Here is a 16912-nt window from a genome sequence, read left to right as displayed (position 1 = left end):
TCTATAAACGATTGTTTGCAATTACTGTTTGAATCCATCAATTTGAACGATCAATGAAAGCAACTTTAAATTTAGAGTTGCTTTCTCACTTCTATAAAAGCAAAACCTAAGAAATTTAAACTTTTCTATTGCAATGGTTTTCAGCATTTTCATCATCGTCGACTAACCAATTCCCCAAATTTTGTCATCAGGCGAAGCTTCAACAATCGTTTTATCAGAAGTATTGAACAAAAAGTTTAAGCGCTTCATCAGACGTTATGACTACCTGCTATTTTCTAAAAATTGCTCTATTTCTTTTGTAGATTTCAAATGAATGAATCGAATATGTGAATATTGAGGGTCATTCATCTTTTCCAGATACTTTTTCCGATTCTTTTGATGCGTTTTAATCATCCAGAGAATAATTGAATCACGACTTAACATTCGAGAAAAACTTTCTTTATTATTCGAGCTTTGCCATAGTTTTTTCCTAAAAAGTGAACGATTAACAGCCCGTTTTACTGATCTAAACAAATTGATATGAAAAGGTAAATCTAGCCAAATTGCAGTGTCTATCTCTTGCCACGTCATATGAGTGGTACGACTATAATTTCCATCAATAACATAACCATGTTTAGCCTTATCCATGCTCTTTCTCAATTTTTGAAAGAACTCGCCATCAGCCGTTTCCTGCCAATCATCCATCCACAATAAATCGTCTAACTCAATGTAGTTTAAATTCAATTTTTGAGCCAATTTTCTAGAAAATGTTGTCTTTCCTGAAGCTGAGGTTCCTATCACATTTATTTTTTTCATCACACACCAAATAAAAAAGTAGCTCACATGGCTACTTTTTATAAAAATTAACAAATTCTGTAAAGCTTTAGAATAAAAAATTTGCGAAATAAATGGTCTTTAAGTTACTCACACAAAACAACAGGACGAATTGTTAAAATCACTTTATGTTCATCGGCATGTTGGTTGATATTGTGCTGCAACCCTATTATCTCACCTTTGACTTCCGCATCAGCGCCATACATAACTTTTATCGTTTCGCCAATTCTTGGCAATAGTTGTAATTGAACTTCAATAGAACCCTGTGACACACCTTCAATTTCAACACGCATTTTCAATCTCCAATTCTTATTATATTTCTACTTTAGGTGAGCTGTGATAAAAGAACTATATTTTTCATGTTGATATTGTGTATATATTCAACAACTTTAAAAGCGTAAATAATAAAGTAACATTGTCATTCATCGTCGTAATCAAGATCATTTTCATCAATATTGATATAATCAGCTTCAGGTGTTAGCTGAAAATTTACAGCTTTGATTGTAAATAAATTCTGCAATTTGGCTTTTGCAATGCGATGCATACCATCCATCACACGACCATCTGCAGATAATATAATCGGATAACTTAAATCTGCGGCTTGAATAAGTTGAATATGTTCAATAATATTTTGTGTTGTAGGATGCGAGTTTGGAAACCAATAGGCTTCATTCAGCTCTTTAATATCTGACAATAGAACATCGTGAATTGGAAAATCCTGACTCAGCTCTACTAAACGATGTACATCCCAAATATATGTATCATCACCCACTTGGCGAAAATGGTATTGTTTGCGCATAAGTCACTTATTTATTTAAAAATTCAAAACACTTTATTATCTAATAATACCTTCAATAATTAATAATTTCAAAAATATGACTCAGCATTACTAGCAATTTATTTTAGCCCCCCCCCCATATCACACTCAATATTTTTCAAACATGAAATTAATTACTACGATATTCGCAACGATTGATGCTTGGAAACAAATAAAACAAACAATCATAAAAAAGACCGCTAAAAAGCGGTCTTTTTTCAATCATCAGAAGATGATTAAGCAGCTAATGCGCCTTTAGCGATAGCAGCGATAGCAGCAAATGCAACTGCATCATGCATAGCGATGTCTGCAAGTACGCGACGGTCGATGATCACTTGAGCTTTTTTCAAGCCATCGATCATACGGCTGTACGACAAACCATTTAGACGAGCACCAGCATTGATACGTGCAATCCACAAAGCGCGGAATTGACGTTTCTTTTGACGACGGTCACGATAAGCATATTGACCAGCTTTAATTACTGCTTGGAACGCTACACGATAAACACGTGAACGCGCGCCGTAGTAACCTTTAGCACGAGCAAGAATTTTTTTATGACGACGATGCGCCTGTACACCACGTTTTACACGAGCCATTTATAAATCTCCTTAGATGTATGGGCACATACGGCGAACTGAAGCAACGTCACTAACGTGAACCATTACACAGCCGCGTAATTGACGGATACGCTTAGCAGATTTTTTGGTCAAAATGTGGCGTTTGAACGCTTGTTTACGCTTGAAACCGTTAGCAGTCGCTTTAAAACGTTTAGCTGCACCACGGCGAGTTTTCATCTTAGGCATAACAACCTCTTTTGAACACCTGTTCGGAGCGTTCGCACCATTGCGATAACGACCTGCAGGTAAGGGAGCGAATATTCTAAAGCAAAAACCCATAAAACAAAAGCTAAACTAATGCTTATTTCATTGAAATCTTAGCTTTGATTAATGTATTTTCCGATCTAAAAATCATCAATAATTTTAATCAATGAATTTAACTATTTTTACAATAATGACATCACGATAAAATGGATCCCTTTAAAACTAATACAGATGTTTTTGCTGAGCTCTGCTTATCGAGATTTATCAATTATCACATTCAATCACTATGTTTATCACATTCAATCACTATGTTTATCACATTCAATCACTATGTTGCATGAATCTACAGTAATGACAATCATTGCAATAAGTCAGATAAAAACCACTAAACTATTTCTGCAAATATCACCAAAAAATTCATGAAACCCCGAATAAGTAATAAACTGGAAATAACATCATTAAAAAATAGTAAAAAATACACCTCTTGATACATTTTCTATTGCAGGATACTAAAATTCGATAAATACTTCGGGCACTAAAATCACTCACATGCACCTAACGGCATGGATCGCTAAAATTATGAACAAAGTTCTTACTCTTATCTGCCTAATCACCATTCCAACTTTTGGCTATAGCGCCGATAAACTTCCAACGATCCAAGTGCATGGTGTTCAATCTGAACAAGTCCAATCTCAACATTTGACCACGCGTATTCAATGGATCAAATTTCCTCAGATCAGTTATCAAGTTTCAGAACTTAAAAATCAGAATCGTTCAGCGATCATTCGTGTTCAAACTGATGCTTCAGGCAACGTAGTCAATGCAGACGTACAAGACAGCACTGGACTGCGTATTTTAGATGAGAAACTCGTCAATGCTGTCGAACAAGCAAAAGTTAAACCCATTAAAAAGAATGGAAAATTGATTCCAATGATAGGCTATCAAACCTTTAGCTTAAATTTGGAAAATGCTCAAGATCATACACAGACAACTCTATGTACTTATCATTTCATTTCACAAAATTGGGTGAAACAGGAAAAAAATAAATCCACAGCATTCAGCTACACCAAACAACCACAATTATCACTCGAACAAGATTTATTAAAAAATAAAGATCGTGTTGTAAAATTCAAATTTAAGGCGAATAAACAAGGTGAAATTAGCCATGTTAACTTAACCAAACGCTCTGGTGTTAATGCAATTGACCAACAAGTGATTGAAGCTGTTGAACATGCTCAGGTTGATGTCAAACGTTCTTACCGAACTTTATGGATATATAAACAATCTACTTTTAAAGATGAAATTAAATTTAAAATGAATGATTGTCATTAAAATCATCATGGATTGGGATATTGATATTCCAATCCTTTTCTCATTTTATAAAGGCAGATTCAACTACCAAATGGTTACGATTAAATAGGTTTTAAAACCAATATTGGCTTTTCCTTCTCTTGTGCCATGTATTGCTCAGATATGAGGGACGATTTCTCAAAAGATACCTACCCTTCAATATTTACAACCATCCCTGAAATATTAAGTAAATACAAATATATCTACCTGTTTTAGCAATAAAAACCATGAGTAAAAAACGCCAAAATTTTTCTCTAAACAATCCAGCAATCAAGGTAATTGGGTCGCCAATCATAGGTAACCAACTGAGTAATAACGACCAAAAACCATATTTTTGATAAATCTTTTCAGCTTTAATCATATTATTTTCTGAAACAGGAAACCACTTCTTATCTTTAAATCGTTCTATTCTCAACCCCAAATACCAGTTGACGCAAGAACCTAAAATATTACCAATAGAAGCAACGATAATTAATAATGCAACGGAATATTTATGCTGCATCAATAAGCCAACAAGTACCGCCTCTGATTGTAAAGGAAGTAAAGTCGCTGCCCCAAAGGCAGAAATAAATAATAAAAGATAAGCCATTGCGTTAATATGTAATTTTCTTGGATCTAAACATATAGATTAATATTGAAATAATCCAAGGTAAAATAAAAGCTGTCCAATAACTCCAGTCAGATTTTAAAATTTGTTGAATTAGCGTAAGTTTTATTCGCCCTTCCGAAACATCATTCCAATTGCTATCTAAATGAAGCTTGCTATATATAAAAAATACAATATAAATGGCCAGTAAACTCACTAAAAGAATAGTATTGAGAATCGTTTGTCCTAATCGCACTTGAATTAAAGCAAAGATTAAAGAAAAAATTAAACTAGGAATGACAACAACTGCTAAAACAATCCCCCACAAATAGTCCATCGCAGATTGGTATTGTACTATTGAACTCACTATTGCAGCACTACATAATATTCCTAGGGACAAGAAAAAATGCTGTATATACTTATATTTCAATAGCATATTAATCGGACTTCCATTCAGTTCAATAGCAATGTTATTTTAAATTAAATGCTTTTTTGTTTTAAAATATTCAAATACAGCCCAAAATATTGTAACTCCAACCACAGCAAAACGTGACCACTGATAACGTTGGACAATTGGATCAATCACATTTCTAATGGCTGCTGACTCTTGGCTATTCAGATGCCCTAGTACATTTTGAATATGAACAATTTCAATAATATATAAAATTACACAGCCTACGATGCCGACAATAATGCTCCAGTATATTTTCGAATTTGACTCTAAAATCTTGGTGAAATTTAAAAAGAAATCTTTCATTATCAAAGCCTACCTAGCATTAAAAAACGACTATCTAAAAATAAAAAACCACCAACGGTGGCTTGTTATCTTAACATAAAATACATTTTACACTTTGATTGATAATGCTCTTTGTACTGCAGGGCGAGCAGTCAAACGCTCAATATATTCTTTCACATAAGGATAATCTTCAAGCTGAATCTGTTGCCACTCATAACGTAGCAGCCACGGTAGAATCGCCATATCCGCAATCGAATACTCACCTGCCACAAATTTCTGCCCAATGAGCTGTTTATTTAAAACAGAATATAAACGTTTTGTTTCAGCCACATAACGATCAATAGCATAGGGAACTTTTTCTTTCGCAAATTGACTAAAATGGTGATTTTGCCCAAGCATTGGTCCCAAGCCACCCATTTGCCACATCAACCATTGTTCAACTTCAACACGATCTTGCTCATCGCTTGGATAATACAATCCTGTTTTACGACCTAAATACTGTAAAATTGCGCCCGATTCAAATACTGAAATCGCCTCACCATTTGGACCATCTTGATCGACAATGGCAGGAATTTTATTGTTTGGAGAAATTTTTAAAAAATCAGGTTGAAATTGATCATTTTCTAAAATATTGATGGGAAATATTTGATATTCCAATCCCATTTCTTCCAATGCGATGGTAATTTTATGACCATTGGGTGTACCCCAATAATATAAATCAATCATGTTCAGCCCTTCTTTTTTGCTGTATTTTTTAAATATTTTCATAATTCATGATACTTTTATATCATGTTTTTACTAACAAGACCGCAATATATTATGGCCTTTAAACCTTAATATTTTGTTATGTAAATGTATAACCTTTAGATTATTCATGATTTTTATCTATAAATCTAAACAACTAGAGCATATTTATTCCATAAAAAAAGCACTGCAAATGCAGTGCTTTCTCGGTATCAACAGAATATTACTTTTTCTTTTTAGGACCAAGTAACATACCCATTTGACGACCTTCCATTTTTGGTGATTGTTCAATCACACCAAAGTCAGCTACGTCAGCTTCAATTCTTTGCAATTGAGCAAGACCTAGTTGTTGATGCGCCATTTCACGACCACGGAAACGCAAGGTAATCTTAACTTTGTTACCTTCTTCAAGAAACTTATGAATGGCACGCAGCTTGATGTTGTAATCACCAATATCAGTACCAGGACGCAACTTAATTTCTTTCACCTGAACCTGATGCTGTTTTTTCTTGGCATCTTTCTGTTTTTGCTTCAGATCAAATAAATGTTTGTTGAAATCCATGATTTTACAAACAGGCGGCTCTGCGTTAGCAACAATCTCAACAAGGTCAAGATCAACTTCTTCCGCAGCACGCAACGCTTCAGCAAGTGAAACGATGCCTTTTTGTTCACCATCTGCAGCAACGAGACGAACTTCTTTCGCCTTAATTTCATCGTTCAATGCAGGACGATTGCTCTTAGCACCTTGTTGTTGGTTACGGTCAGGCTGTTTAATCTTTCTTACTCCACAATATACCGGCCGCGTTCGGCGACGGCTGCTTTCACTAGGTCAACAAATGCATCTATTGACATAGTACCTAAATTTGTTCCAGAACGGGTACGTACATTGACAGTACCTTCTTCCACTTCTCGATCCCCAAGTACCAATAAGTAGGGAATACGTTCTAAAGTTCGCTCACGAATCTTAAAGCCGATTTTCTCATTTCTCAAGTCTGAAATTGCACGAATTCCATTTTCTTTGAGTTTTGCGACCACTGACTCACAAGCAACTGCTTGAGAATCGGTAATATTCATGACACATGCCTGTACAGGAGACAGCCAAGGTGGCATAAAGCCAGCATAGTGTTCAATTAGTATACCAATAAAACGTTCGAAACTGCCAAGAATTGCACGATGTAACATTACTGGATGATCACGATCGTTATCTTCAGTTACATACGAAGCATCTAAACGTTCTGGCATATTCGGATCATACTGAATCGTACCACATTGCCAGATGCGACCTAAGCAGTCTTTTAATGAAAATTCGATTTTCGGACCATAAAATGCGCCCTCACCTGGCTGTAAATCCCATGGCAAACCTGCTTGATCCAAAGCATCAGACAATGCTTTTTCTGCACTATCCCACATTTCTTCTGTTCCCACACGATTTTCTGGGCGTGTAGACAGTTTCATTTGAACTTCTTCAAAACCGAAATCTTTATAAACATCTAAAGTCAGTTTAATAAAATCTTCAACTTCTTTGGCAACTTGATCTGCGGTACAGAAGATATGTGCATCATCTTGCGTAAAGCCACGTACTCGCATAATACCGTGTAATGAACCCGATGGTTCGTTACGATGGCATGAACCAAACTCTGCTAAACGGATTGGCAAATCACGGTAAGATTTCAAACCTTGGTTAAATACTTGCACGTGACATGGGCAGTTCATTGGTTTTACAGCATAGTTACGACTTTCTGAATGTGTCGTAAACATATTTTCCGCATAGTTTGCCGCATGACCCGATTTTTCCCACAAAGAAATATCAACAACTTGTGGTGTTTTAATTTCTTGGTAGCCGTTGTCATTTTGTACTTGACGCATGTATTGCTCAAGGACTTGATAAATCGTCCAACCATTGGCATGCCAAAACACCATACCCGGTGCTTCTTCTTGCATATGGAAAAGATTTAATGCTTTACCAATTTTGCGGTGATCGCGTTTTTCTGCTTCTTCGATACGTTTGACATAAGCAGCGAGTTCTTTTTTGTCTGCCCAAGCTGTACCGTAGATACGTTGTAACTGTTCATTCTTCGCATCACCACGCCAGTAAGCACCAGAGATTTTAGTGAGTTTGAATGATTTTAAAAATTTAGTATTCGGTACGTGAGGACCGCGACACATATCCAAATAATCTTGATGATAGTACAAGCCCATTTGAGTTTCTTCAGGCATATCAGCAATCAAGCGCAATTTGTATTCTTCGCCACGAGATGTAAATTCTGCAATCACTTCGTCACGTGGTGTCATTTTTTTAATGACTTCATAATCTTGATCGATGAGCTTTTTCATACGCTCTTCGACTGCAGCCATATCATCTAATGTGAATGGGCGTGGCATCCAGATGTCATAGTAGAAACCATCTTCTATGACAGGGCCAATCACCATTTTTGCTTCTGGAAATAATTGTTTGACCGCATGACCCACTAAATGTGCACATGAGTGACGAATAATTTCCACGCCTTCTTGATTTTTAGGTGTGATAATTTCAAGTGTAGCGTCTTCGGTAATTAAATCACTTGCATCTACTAAGCGACCATTTACTTTCCCTGCAACTGTATTTTTAGCCAGTCCAGGTCCGATACTTTGAGCAACTTCCATGATGGAAACGGCGTGATCAAAACTTTTTTGATCGCCATTTGGCAATGTGATAATAGGCATATTTAAAATCCTTAAGGAGTGATGCCCCGTACAATGGAGCATATCACCGCGAGATTATGATCGAGGAAAACCCTCAAAAGATAAAATCGGTGGAACAAAATAAAAGTGTGTGAAATTTTACACCTTAAATGATAATTTATAAACCTCTACAACGATCTTCTGTGAAATAGAGCGAAATTTATAGGTCTGTTGACATTTCATAGTGGGAGTGCGGTACTTTGAAAATTACTCCCTACTCCCTAAAACTTTCCCATGCTTCAAAGTGCCTATTTTGATAACAATACAGTTTAGAAAATTGCGGAATAATGGCTTCGCTCTGCGTCGGTCTTAAAAAAACAAAATCATCTACTTCAATTTCAGTATTTTTAGGTACATTCACCATTTCTTGGTTGGTACTACGCCCATATAATACATGCGGACGAATGCCTTTTGGATAGATATAATCCGCCATCCAATAACCACCATACACAAACAAAGCCTTATACGCATGAGGAAGTTTATTTAAAAAAGGCAGTCCAGGCAGTTGCGTATGAGGCAGCACCTTTAAAACGGGTGTCGCAATCCATAATGCAGGTTGCAAAACACTTAAAGTATCACCATCAAAATCACTGGGTTTAAGCAGCATTGAACCAAAAGATAAATCATTACACACGCTATGTTTCACATGAAAACTAAAACTGGGGCTTCCTCCCCCATTTAAACAAAGATCATCACGCCATAATTTAGAGAAGTCATTCTGAATAATAGAGATATAAGCCTGATAAATTTGTTGAGATTCTTGGTAAGCGTCTTCGGATTTTTTAATGATAGAAGGTAATTTTGTCACATGTGCGTCATAACCCATCAGTCCCGTAAACTCTAAATATTCAGTATGCTCCTGAATCACACCAAGCATCTGTTTCAATGATGACTTTGTATTAACACCACCACGATGTAATCCAACATCAATTTCAATATTAATTTTCAAACGAAGCGCAAATAATTTTGCGATATCTAGATATTCCAATAATCGTTCATGGCTATCGACCAACCATTGAATATTTGAACTTTGCCAATGGTGATTTTCATTATAAAAATATTTCACCAAGCTGACTGGCATGGGTTTACCAAATAAAATATCCGCTCCCGAAAAACTCTCCAGTATGGGTAACAATTGAGGAAGATGAAACACCATAAAACGCTGTGTCGAAAGCTTTTGACTGATTATTTTTAATAATTCAAGACAAGCTAAAGATTTCACCACAATTCGAGGTTGCAACTGTTTTGCATCTCGCAATTGCGTTGTGACATATTGCAGATTTTGTTCAAGTGCTTGAGCATCGACAATTAGGTGAGGTAATGCATATTCTCTACGTTTTAAATCACCATTCAATTGTTCAAAAAAAATAGTATTCAATCTACTCATCACACCCCTCCACCCTGCAATTTTATATTCACAATCGATATTCAATGTATAACTGACTCAAGCAATCCTATTGGTCAAACAATAATTCCAAATATGGATTTAAAAATTTTCCAGCAGGATCTAATTGTTGTCTTATTTGCATGAAATCCATCCACTTTGGATACAATGCACTGAGCTGTGAACTATTCATTGTATGCATTTTCCCCCAATGCGGGCGACCTTGAAACTTTTGCAAAATTGGTTCGACTAAGTCAAATAACAATCTCGGCTCTTGTTTATGAAATTGGTGAATAGAAATCGAAACTGAATCTCTTTGATAAAATGGACTCAACCAAATATCGTCACCTTTGACAAAGCGAAACTCTACTGGAAAAAATGTCGGATATTGCGATTTTTTCAAAGCTGCCAAAACTTCTTGCAAACACGCTATACCGTGTTCAGCAGGTATCTGATATTCCATTTCATTAAATTTAGTATTGCGTGGTGTCGGGAAAATCTGACTTGACCAATCTACAAAAGTCGTCGGTTTAACAAATACACCTAAAAGCTTTTGTAAATGAGGATTCAGTGTAGGAAAAGCACGGGTTAATTCACAACACATCGTCAAAAGCATATCTTCAGATGGCCACGACTGTTTACGTGGTTGAATGGGTTCTTCTGTAATATCTAAAGTTTTTAACATCAATTTTTCTGCATGTGAAAATGCAAAACACTCAATATGACGATGCTGTTTTTTCCACTGTTCAATATTAGTCACTAAATCGCTAACAGCGACCAACTCAACATGCTCTTTAAGCTTATAACGTGGTTTATTCTGCATGGTAATTTTAGTCAGAACACCCAAACTGCCTAAAGAAACCCGCCCAGCATCAAAAATATCTTTATTTTCATATTCATTACAACGCAAAATCTCACCAGACGCTGTCAGTAATTCAAATGCTTCTACATAGGCTGAAATACAATGTAAATCGATACCCGTACCATGCGTTCCAGTCGAAACTGCACCTGCCAAACTTTGCTGATCAATATCCCCTTGTTGTATCAATGCTTGATTGATCGGTTGTAAATACTGATCAAGATGAAACAATCTTGTACCTGCCCAAATACTGGCTTGTGATCGCTGCTGATCCGAATCTACAAACCCTGCAATGTGGTCTAATGACAGTAAAGTCGCATCCGTAGATACCAACGGAGTAAATGAATGCCCTGCTCCAACCACTCTTATTTTTGCATGTTGTTGCACGATTTGTTGTACTTGCTCAATATTTTGTGGCTTGAGAATATGTTCAGGTTGTGAGTGTTGATAACCAGACCAATTATTCCATTTGGACGTATTTTTTATTTCATTGATTTGGTGATGAGTCGTTTGATCTTCTGTCTGATTGATTGTTTGACCTGTTGATTGATTCATATTGCTCATCCTTTAGCGCACAGCAGTTTTTAAACTGCCATGATTGGTTCTTTGATCAATCTCATGCTGTGGAATCGTTGCAGGGCGATTCACTTGGTCATAGTCACGTTGTGATTTCTCAACATTGAGCTGCCGTGCAAGTTGCTGAAATTTGAATTGAATTGCCGCATGTGTCCATTGTCCAAATAAGGTATGCCCACCTTCATAACCTTGTTGCTGATATTCCTCATTGGTCGTGATATAACCCATATAATCATTACAATATGAAGCCAACCAAACCTTACTTACAGATAAAGGACTAGTCAAAACCTTATAAACCGTTTGTACTAAACGCTGCCCTGCGGTGGTGGTGACTTCGCCTGGACAGCACACCAATACAAGCTGCCCAAGTTTTAAAATTTGAAGGGGTGAAACACGCGGAACTAATGGGCTATTTTGAATAGCGCCTGCTTTAACCTGACGATTCATTTCCGCAATCAATGGGTCTAAAAAACTGGGCTGAAAATCTAAGTCTTTACCCAATAGGCGATTATCAGGACTTTCTAAAACAATATTTTTGGGAGCTTGGGAATCATATAAGGCTTTGTATTTTAAATAATCTATTCCGTTTGGATTGGCTAAGCGCTTTTTACGAACTTGCTTCGAAAGCAGTGACATGACCATTGTGATTGGCTTTGCTGCGCCTTTACCATCTACAGGTGTTCCGCCAAAAAATGCCACACCATGACATGCAGCACTGGTTTTGGCATTGTCGATCCCATTGGAAAATTCAGTCGGAATTTCAACTTGACTCAAATCTACATAAGATAAGAGTCCAGCCAATTCACCATCCATTTTTTGCTCGCAATGTAGCAATGCTTGAATTGCTAAATCACTTTGATAACGACCATTTTGTTGTGCATATTGATATTCTTGCTCGCCCTGAATTTTATTACGAATCCTATCCTGATTTAAGCCATGAAAATGCGGTGAAACATCGCCTGCCGAAGCCTGAGCAAAAATAGTGACAGGATTTAAATTACCTTTGCTTTGTAAATATTGCTCACTAAAACTAGCTGCATAACCTTTATTATCGCCATCATAAGCTTTTAATTTATTACCCAAACACGTTGCATGTACACCGAATAATGAAATAAACGAACAAAGCTGATCATTGCGATAAAAACCAATCAATTGCATTTCACGATTCAATGCTAAATGTGTTTCTTTAATGCTTCTTTGCTGAACGTCTGGATTACGATTATAAGACTTTAATGCACGATTCCATGCAACAGGAACATCTGTATCAAACTGACTGGTTCCATAGCGAATTTCAGTTTGTTGCTCGGCTTCCAGAGCATAAATAATACTGGTTACTGCCGCATCCACAACAGCTGCTAAATGTTCAGGTACAAAACCTGGTGTCGGCATATTATATAAAGCCTCATATGCACACCCACCCGGCCCAGAATGAGTATGCGTCGCTAAAACAAGTAGTTGTTGCTCATCAAACCGATCTTTTAGTTGCTGCTTTAGCGATTCAACCACACCACTTCGCATTGCGTAGGTAATACAGCCAAAATCCAAACAACAAATAATGATAGGTTCTGTCTTTTGAGCTTCACGAATCGTAAATGTACGTGCGTATAAAGGGCTGCGCTTTTCATAAGCTCGATGTGACCACATACCATAGCCAAACATGGCATAACCCTTCGGTTGAATCTGTATTTCTTGTTTATTCCAACCTACCATATACATGCAGAAATATTCCTTTATCTGAATTATTATGCTTATCACGAGATGCGAATTGAAAGTTAAACAAAAATATGCGATATCAACTAGGGTAAAACAAACAAAAATATGGGGGGTTAATCGGACTTTATGAACAAACAGCAAACGGAATTTGCAGATCCTCACTTTTTAATCCCGCCTATGCTTCTAACCAGTTTGATTCATTATGCAGAACAACAGCAATGGTCTTATGAAACATGGTTTGAAAATTTAAACCTAGACTTAGCACAGATCCGTCAAGGGCAAGGATTTGTTGGTTTTTTAGAGATTTGTCATGTCACACGACAAGCGGTGAAGCAAACGCAGCTCCCTCATCTCGGTTTATTACTGGGCAGTCATGAAGGTCAAGTTTCGATGGGAATTTTAGGCTTTGCCATGCAGGCCTGTAGGACTGTGACTGAGGCAATGCAAACGGCTCTGCATTATCACCCCATTTCTGGCAGTGTCTTAGACCTCTCTTTTAATATTGTGAATGATTATTGCGAAATTGAAATTTCAGAACGTAGCCCTTGTAGTGATTTAAAAGCTTTTTTTTGTGATGAAGTTTTTGCCAGTATTATGACCTGTTTACAGATGATGCTTGATGAACACCATGATCTGATTAATTTAGAACTCAGCTATGATGGTTCTGCCTATTTAAAAGATTACCAACACATTTTTAATTGCCCGATTCAGTTCAATTGCAATAAAAACCTCATTCGATTTAATCAATCTATACTGTCTAGACCACTTAAAAGTTATAGCCCTGCCAATTATCAAACAGCCATTCAAATTTGCGATACAGCCTTAAATCAAGTCAATCAAATCAACCAGCGCAGTTTGGTTAAAGTTCTACAACATTTGATCTTGTCGCACTTGCCTGAACGCTTCGATATGCTCCAAGCAGCGCAACATTTTCATATCAGTGAACGGCATCTCAGACGTTTATTAGTCGAAGAAGGGCTTAATTTCCAACTTATTCGGCAACAAGTTTTAGAAAATAAAGCCAAAATTTTACTTAAAAATGATTACTCAATCAGTGAAATTAGTCAAATTTTGGGGTTTAGTGAGCTACGTGAATTCCGACGTGCATTTAAAAGATGGACAGGTTATGCACCCAGCGACTATAAGAAAACTATACTCTCAAGTTCAGTTTTTTCGTGATTATGGTCATTTTTGGTTCTTGTAATTATCAATTAAACCTGCAACCAAAATAAAATAATGATTTTAATATCAATATTCTAGATACATCCAGTCGATTTAATGGATTGCTATTCTAACAATATTTTTTAAATTAGAATAAATACTCGACTAAAGAATAACGGCATTCCTTGGCAGTTGTGGGTATCTTTTAGCCAAGGAAATTACAACAAAATAGAGATGGAGTTTAACCATGGTTAGTGCATACGATGAGTTACCGCGTACCCCTGCAAACTTTGTGGCGTTATCACCATTACGTTACTTAGAACGTGCGGCATATATTTACCCAAATCAAGATGCGATTGTACATGGTTCTCGTCATATATCTTGGCGTGAAACCTATACACGTTGCCGCCAATTTGCGCACCAACTTCAAAATCTAGGTATCAAAAAGAACGACACGGTATCTGTTCTTTTACCGAATATCCCTGCAATGGTAGAAGCACATTTTGCAGTTCCTATGTCAGGTGCCGTGTTAAATACGCTCAATACTCGTTTAGATGCGAAGACTATTGCATTCATGCTCGAACATGCAGAAACCAAAGTACTTTTGGTTGACCCTGAATTTGCTACATTGGCGCAAGAAGCTGTTTCTCTTGCCGCACAAGATATTTATATTATTGATGTTGCAGATGTAGAATATGAAGCCAATGATGCTACTCCTCGTATCGGTCAAATTGAATATGAAGACTGGCTCAAAGACGGTGATGTTAATTTTGAATGGCACCTTCCAAATGATGAGTGGGATGCAATTAGCTTAAACTACACATCAGGTACGACGGGTAATCCCAAAGGTGTGGTTTATCATCATCGTGGGGCATATATCAATGCAGCAAGTAATATCATTGCTTGCGGTATGACTCCACGTTGCAAGTACCTATGGACGCTCCCACTTTTTCACTGCAATGGGTGGTGTTTTGCTTGGACAGTAGCTGCCAATGGCGGCACGAACATCTGTTTACGTAAAATTGATCCTGAACTCATTTACAAACTCATTAACCAATACAAAGTAGATTATTTCTGTGGCGCGCCAATTGTATTGTCGATGTTGATTAACACACCAAAAGACAGACAAATCAAATTTGATCACCATGTAGAAGTGATGGTGGCAGGTGCTGCGCCTCCTGCTGCGATTATTGAAGGTATGCACCATATTGGTATCCAAGTGAACCATGTGTATGGGTTAACTGAAACATACGGCCCTTCTGCACTCTGTGCTTCACAAGCAGGTTGGAGCGAACTATCCATTCAGGAACAAGCCCAGTTGCATTCTCGCCAAGGTGTACCATATCCATTGCAAGATGGTATGCGCGTACTTGACCCAGAAACAATGCAACCTGTACCCAATGATGGTACGACCATGGGTGAAATCATGTTCCGTGGCAATATTGTCATGAAAGGTTACTTAAAAAATACCCAAGCGACAGAAGAAGCTTTTAAAGGTGGTTGGTTCCATACAGGTGATTTAGCCGTTTGCCAACCAGATGGTTATGCAAAAATCATGGATCGCTCTAAAGATATTATCATCTCTGGAGGTGAAAATATTTCATCCTTAGAAGTTGAAGAAGTGCTATATACCCACTCAGCAATCATGACTGCCGCAGTGGTTGCAAAACCTGATTCACGTTGGCAAGAAGTCCCTTGTGCCTTTATTGAACTTAAACAAGGTGCTGAAACTACACCAGAAGAAATCATTGAATTTTGTAAACAACATTTAGCACGCTTCAAAGTACCAAAAGATGTGGTGATTTGTGAAATTCCAAAAACATCGACAGGTAAATTACAGAAATTTATTTTAAGAGATTGGGCAAAAGAGCGTTCAGTTGCTGAATTGAGTTAAACCTATTTTTTGATAATTTTATCAGATAAATAAAATACTTACTTATTATTTATGGTGGAACCATTCACCCCCATCTCCTTTTGGGAAAAGGTTAGAATGAGAATAGATCTTTAAAAAAGATGTAAATAAAGTCTTGAAAAGTAATTTATTAGACAAATAAAAAAGCGACCTCTTTAGGTCGCTTTTTATCAAGATTAATCACTTATTGATCAGACAATAATGCCACTTGTTGCACATAGTTTAAAAATTTAAGCTTAGATTCAGCCAACTCTTCAGCCGTCAGTTGCAAATCAATATCACGGTGAATACGCAATACATGCTGACGCAACGGATGGCTTTCTGCCGCATTATAAGTCTTACAAAACTCTTTAATCGCAGGATCACGTTGTTCAATCATACGTTCAACCCAGCGACCTAATTGCGCCAATTTCTTCGCACCTTGTTTAGGTGTGAGATAAGACAAAATTATTGTCTCATTTTCGTTGCGTAATAATTTACCGATTCGTAGAAATTGACGACGACGAGCTTCATAAGCCGTGATCAATTGCACTTCTAACAATGCATCAATCAAACGCTCTTCCACAGGTAAAGCTAAAATTTGTTTCTTAGGCAACTCAGAAAGTTGCTCACCTAAAGCAGCCATGCGATGCACAGCTTTCTTTTGTTCGGTTTTACTTGCACGCCCTTCCAAAGAATCAAAATCATCTTCAGTAAAACGCTGCGTACGACGTGCCACG

General features: G+C 37.0%; 18 protein-coding genes. 3 read left to right on the top strand and 15 right to left on the bottom strand.

From position 1 onward, the window contains the following. Positions 1-261: 261 nt before the first annotated feature. The 5 genes from ACG94X_RS12890 to rpmI form a co-directional block, all read right to left on the bottom strand. The gene (locus tag ACG94X_RS12890; RefSeq protein ID WP_419384121.1) at positions 262-795 is read right to left on the bottom strand and encodes an AAA family ATPase; all 534 of its coding nucleotides are present in this window, start codon (positions 793-795) and stop codon (positions 262-264) included. A gap of 104 nt (positions 796-899) precedes the next feature. Continuing rightward, positions 900-1106 carry a hypothetical protein gene (locus ACG94X_RS12885; protein ID WP_419384120.1) on the bottom strand — a complete coding sequence of 69 codons (207 nt, stop codon included), beginning with the start codon at positions 1104-1106 and terminating at the stop codon, positions 900-902. Between the two features lie 125 nt (positions 1107-1231). Further along, complete coding sequence (locus ACG94X_RS12880) at positions 1232-1612, bottom strand: hypothetical protein (protein WP_419384119.1); 381 nt, start codon at positions 1610-1612, stop codon at positions 1232-1234. Positions 1613-1866: 254 nt separating this feature from the next. Beyond that, entirely contained in the window at positions 1867-2226 is a 360-nt protein-coding gene (gene rplT / locus ACG94X_RS12875) for a 50S ribosomal protein L20 (protein ID WP_419384118.1), read from the bottom strand. Positions 2227-2238: 12 nt separating this feature from the next. Then, positions 2239-2433, bottom strand: a complete 195-nt coding sequence (gene rpmI / locus ACG94X_RS12870; RefSeq protein ID WP_004278281.1) for a 50S ribosomal protein L35 — start codon at positions 2431-2433, stop codon at positions 2239-2241. A gap of 597 nt (positions 2434-3030) precedes the next feature. Here rpmI and ACG94X_RS12865 point away from each other — a divergent pair. Then, complete coding sequence (locus ACG94X_RS12865; RefSeq protein ID WP_419384117.1) at positions 3031-3783, top strand: TonB family protein; 753 nt, start codon at positions 3031-3033, stop codon at positions 3781-3783. A gap of 181 nt (positions 3784-3964) precedes the next feature. On the opposite strand, the gene ACG94X_RS12860 is transcribed toward ACG94X_RS12865, so the two are convergent. The 9 genes from ACG94X_RS12860 to ACG94X_RS12820 form a co-directional block, all read right to left on the bottom strand. Continuing rightward, on the bottom strand, positions 3965-4390 hold the full coding sequence (locus ACG94X_RS12860; RefSeq protein ID WP_419384116.1) for a YqaA family protein: 426 nt from the start codon (positions 4388-4390) through the stop codon (positions 3965-3967). A 4-nt stretch (positions 4391-4394) separates the two neighbouring features. Next, positions 4395-4754, bottom strand: coding sequence for a hypothetical protein (locus ACG94X_RS12855; protein WP_419384115.1), 360 nt, complete (start codon positions 4752-4754; stop codon positions 4395-4397). A 108-nt stretch (positions 4755-4862) separates the two neighbouring features. Beyond that, a complete protein-coding gene (locus ACG94X_RS12850) occupies positions 4863-5144 on the bottom strand; it encodes a hypothetical protein (RefSeq protein ID WP_419384114.1) in 282 nt (93 codons plus the stop codon). Positions 5145-5231: 87 nt separating this feature from the next. Next, entirely contained in the window at positions 5232-5849 is a 618-nt protein-coding gene (locus ACG94X_RS12845) for a glutathione S-transferase N-terminal domain-containing protein (RefSeq protein ID WP_419384113.1), read from the bottom strand. Between the two features lie 241 nt (positions 5850-6090). Beyond that, a complete protein-coding gene (infC, locus tag ACG94X_RS12840) occupies positions 6091-6642 on the bottom strand; it encodes a translation initiation factor IF-3 (protein ID WP_419384145.1) in 552 nt (183 codons plus the stop codon). Positions 6643-6647: 5 nt separating this feature from the next. Continuing rightward, complete coding sequence (gene thrS, locus ACG94X_RS12835; RefSeq protein WP_419384112.1) at positions 6648-8570, bottom strand: threonine--tRNA ligase; 1923 nt, start codon at positions 8568-8570, stop codon at positions 6648-6650. Positions 8571-8802: 232 nt separating this feature from the next. Then, a complete protein-coding gene (locus tag ACG94X_RS12830) occupies positions 8803-9975 on the bottom strand; it encodes an alanine racemase (protein ID WP_419384111.1) in 1173 nt (390 codons plus the stop codon). A 67-nt stretch (positions 9976-10042) separates the two neighbouring features. Beyond that, positions 10043-11386 (bottom strand): D-arabinono-1,4-lactone oxidase, encoded by a 1344-nt coding sequence (locus ACG94X_RS12825; protein ID WP_419384110.1) that lies wholly within the window; start codon positions 11384-11386, stop codon positions 10043-10045. A gap of 12 nt (positions 11387-11398) precedes the next feature. Then, positions 11399-13123, bottom strand: a complete 1725-nt coding sequence (locus ACG94X_RS12820) for a neutral/alkaline non-lysosomal ceramidase N-terminal domain-containing protein (protein ID WP_419384109.1) — start codon at positions 13121-13123, stop codon at positions 11399-11401. A 123-nt stretch (positions 13124-13246) separates the two neighbouring features. Here ACG94X_RS12820 and ACG94X_RS12815 point away from each other — a divergent pair, with 123 nt between their 5' ends. Next, on the top strand, positions 13247-14299 hold the full coding sequence (locus tag ACG94X_RS12815) for an AraC family transcriptional regulator (RefSeq protein ID WP_419384108.1): 1053 nt from the start codon (positions 13247-13249) through the stop codon (positions 14297-14299). A 229-nt stretch (positions 14300-14528) separates the two neighbouring features. Next, on the top strand, positions 14529-16175 hold the full coding sequence (locus tag ACG94X_RS12810) for an acyl-CoA synthetase (protein ID WP_419384107.1): 1647 nt from the start codon (positions 14529-14531) through the stop codon (positions 16173-16175). A gap of 202 nt (positions 16176-16377) precedes the next feature. Here ACG94X_RS12810 and yjgA read toward each other — a convergent pair whose 3' ends face one another. Further along, positions 16378-16911, bottom strand: coding sequence for a ribosome biogenesis factor YjgA (gene yjgA, locus ACG94X_RS12805; RefSeq protein WP_419384106.1), 534 nt, complete (start codon positions 16909-16911; stop codon positions 16378-16380). Position 16912: the final 1 nt, after the last annotated feature.

This window comes from Acinetobacter psychrotolerans, from assembly GCF_048552595.1.
In the GTDB taxonomy this organism is placed as follows: Bacteria; Pseudomonadota; Gammaproteobacteria; order Pseudomonadales; family Moraxellaceae; genus Acinetobacter.
Note: the sequence above shows the minus strand (reverse complement) of the source record. Positions and strands in the feature narration are given on the sequence as shown.

What these genes read in the sequence shown, in the direction of transcription:
- ACG94X_RS12810 (WP_419384107.1), top strand. Translation starts at nt 14,529, where the DNA reads ATGGTTAGTGCATACGATGAGTTACCGCGTACCCCTGCAAACTTTGTG.
- ACG94X_RS12825 (WP_419384110.1), bottom strand. Translation starts at nt 11,386, where the DNA reads ATGAATCAATCAACAGGTCAAACAATCAATCAGACAGAAGATCAAACG.
- ACG94X_RS12850 (WP_419384114.1), bottom strand. Translation starts at nt 5,144, where the DNA reads ATGAAAGATTTCTTTTTAAATTTCACCAAGATTTTAGAGTCAAATTCG.
- ACG94X_RS12820 (WP_419384109.1), bottom strand. Translation starts at nt 13,123, where the DNA reads ATGTATATGGTAGGTTGGAATAAACAAGAAATACAGATTCAACCGAAG.
- ACG94X_RS12885 (WP_419384120.1), bottom strand. Translation starts at nt 1,106, where the DNA reads ATGCGTGTTGAAATTGAAGGTGTGTCACAGGGTTCTATTGAAGTTCAA.
- ACG94X_RS12880 (WP_419384119.1), bottom strand. Translation starts at nt 1,612, where the DNA reads ATGCGCAAACAATACCATTTTCGCCAAGTGGGTGATGATACATATATT.
- ACG94X_RS12830 (WP_419384111.1), bottom strand. Translation starts at nt 9,975, where the DNA reads ATGAGTAGATTGAATACTATTTTTTTTGAACAATTGAATGGTGATTTA.
- ACG94X_RS12860 (WP_419384116.1), bottom strand. Translation starts at nt 4,390, where the DNA reads ATGGCTTATCTTTTATTATTTATTTCTGCCTTTGGGGCAGCGACTTTA.
- ACG94X_RS12890 (WP_419384121.1), bottom strand. Translation starts at nt 795, where the DNA reads ATGAAAAAAATAAATGTGATAGGAACCTCAGCTTCAGGAAAGACAACA.
- ACG94X_RS12815 (WP_419384108.1), top strand. Translation starts at nt 13,247, where the DNA reads ATGAACAAACAGCAAACGGAATTTGCAGATCCTCACTTTTTAATCCCG.
- rplT (WP_419384118.1), bottom strand. Translation starts at nt 2,226, where the DNA reads ATGGCTCGTGTAAAACGTGGTGTACAGGCGCATCGTCGTCATAAAAAA.
- thrS (WP_419384112.1), bottom strand. Translation starts at nt 8,570, where the DNA reads ATGCCTATTATCACATTGCCAAATGGCGATCAAAAAAGTTTTGATCAC.
- ACG94X_RS12845 (WP_419384113.1), bottom strand. Translation starts at nt 5,849, where the DNA reads ATGATTGATTTATATTATTGGGGTACACCCAATGGTCATAAAATTACC.
- ACG94X_RS12865 (WP_419384117.1), top strand. Translation starts at nt 3,031, where the DNA reads ATGAACAAAGTTCTTACTCTTATCTGCCTAATCACCATTCCAACTTTT.
- rpmI (WP_004278281.1), bottom strand. Translation starts at nt 2,433, where the DNA reads ATGCCTAAGATGAAAACTCGCCGTGGTGCAGCTAAACGTTTTAAAGCG.